This is a genomic window from Variovorax sp. WDL1, from assembly GCF_001541225.1.
Lineage (GTDB): Bacteria > Pseudomonadota > Gammaproteobacteria > Burkholderiales > Burkholderiaceae_C > Variovorax.
In genome coordinates, this window is the sequence record NZ_LMTS01000057.1 from 10,071 (window position 1) to 11,823 (window position 1,753).

Sequence of the window (1,753 nt, forward strand, 5' to 3'; positions counted from 1 at the left end):
CGGCCTCGACGCCATTCCGCTGCTGCCCAACGGCAAGGTCGACCGCAAGGCGCTGCCCAAGCCCAGCGCGACGCGGCAGGAGACGAGCGAGCGGCTGGCGCCGCGCAACGAGCGCGAGCGCATCGTGCTGGAGACCATGGAGCGCGTGCTCAACCTGCCCGGCCTCGGCATCCGCGACGACTTCTTCTCGCTGGGCGGCCATTCGCTGCTGGCGGCGCGGCTCGCGACCCTGCTGAGCCGCGAGTTCGAGCTCACGGTGCCGCTGCGCATGCTGTTCGAGGCGCCGACGGCCGAACGGCTGGCCGCGGCGATCGACACCTTGAGCGGAGGCGATAAGCCGCGCAGCGAACCGATCCCGCACCGGCCGAACCGGCGCATCGCGCCGCTCACGCCGATGCAGGAGCGCATCCGCTTCATCGAAGAGCTGCACCCGGGACGGCCGGTCTACAACGCCCCGTCCGCGCACCGGCTGAGCGGCCCGCTCGACCTGCCCAGGTTCGAGGCGGCGCTGCGCGAGATCATTCGCAGGCAGCCCGTGCTGCGCACCTGCATCGGCGTCGACCCGGCCACAGGGGGGCCGGCGATGACGATTGCGGACGAAGTGCCGCTCAAGCTGGAGGTGGTCGACCTGTGCACGCTTCCGGCGGACCAGCGCGAAGCGGAACTGATCGAGCGCATGCAGGAAGTCGCCGACCGCCCGATCGACATCCATCACGCACCGTTGTTCCACGCGGCGCTCTACAGGATCTCGGCCGAGGACCACGCCTTCGTCTTCGTGCCGCACCACCTGATCTGGGACGGCTGGTCCTTCGACATCCTGCAGAGCGAGCTGTCGACCGTCTATGGCGCGCTGGTGCGCGGTGAGCCGCACGGGCTGCCCGAGCTGGCCGTGACCCACGGCGACTACGCCGACTGGTTCGCGCGCTGGCTCACCGAGCCCGAGGCCGAGCTCCAGCTGCGCTACTGGAAGAACCGCTTCGCCAACTCGCCCATCCCCAAAGCGCCACGCACCGACATGCCGCGCGGCGCAGGAATGAGCGGCCAGGGCGGCACCTACTGGATCACCGTCGACAAGGCGCTGACGGAACGGCTGCGCGAGATCGGACGCAACTGCGACGTCACGCTGAGCATGCTGACGCTTGGGGTCTACATCCTGATGATGAGCAGCATCATCGACAGCCGCTCGATCGTCATCGCGACGCCGGTGCGCGGCCGCGAGGCGCCCGAGCTCGAGCCGGTGATGGGCTTCTTCAACAACGTGCTGCCGCTGTCCTTCCAGATCGACCGCTCGCTGCGCTTCGGCGAGTTCATGCGCTACGTCAAGCAGGAGCTGATCGCGGTGATGAGCCACCAGCAGATCCCCTTCGAGCGCCTGGTCAGCGAGCCGGAGTTCGTGGAGCGCGCGCAGGGCGTGGGGCTCTACCAGGCGCTGTTCTCGTTCCAGGACGCACGCGAACGCCCGAAGGACATCGGTAACCTGAAGCATCGCCAGATGCATTTGCTGCAACGCGGCGCGACCGACGACCTCGGCATCTGGCTGATGGACAAGCCCAACGGCCTCGAAGGCGCGATTGCCTACAACGCGGACATCTACAAGCGCGAGACCGGCGTCGCCTTCAAGGAGCGCTACCTCGAGCTGCTGCGCCTGGTCGCGCAGCAGCCGGACGCCACGCTGGAAGCCATCGCGGCGCCCGCCGGCTCGGACAGCGCGGTCTACCTGCAGCGGCTCGCGGCCGGCGACGCGCCAGCCACG

1 protein-coding gene is annotated in these 1,753 nt (G+C 69.1%); it reads left to right on the top strand.

Going from position 1 to position 1,753, the window contains the following annotated elements:
* A partial coding sequence (locus APY03_RS43480; protein WP_232324203.1) for a condensation domain-containing protein occupies positions 1 to 1,753 on the top strand: 1,753 nt, incomplete at both ends.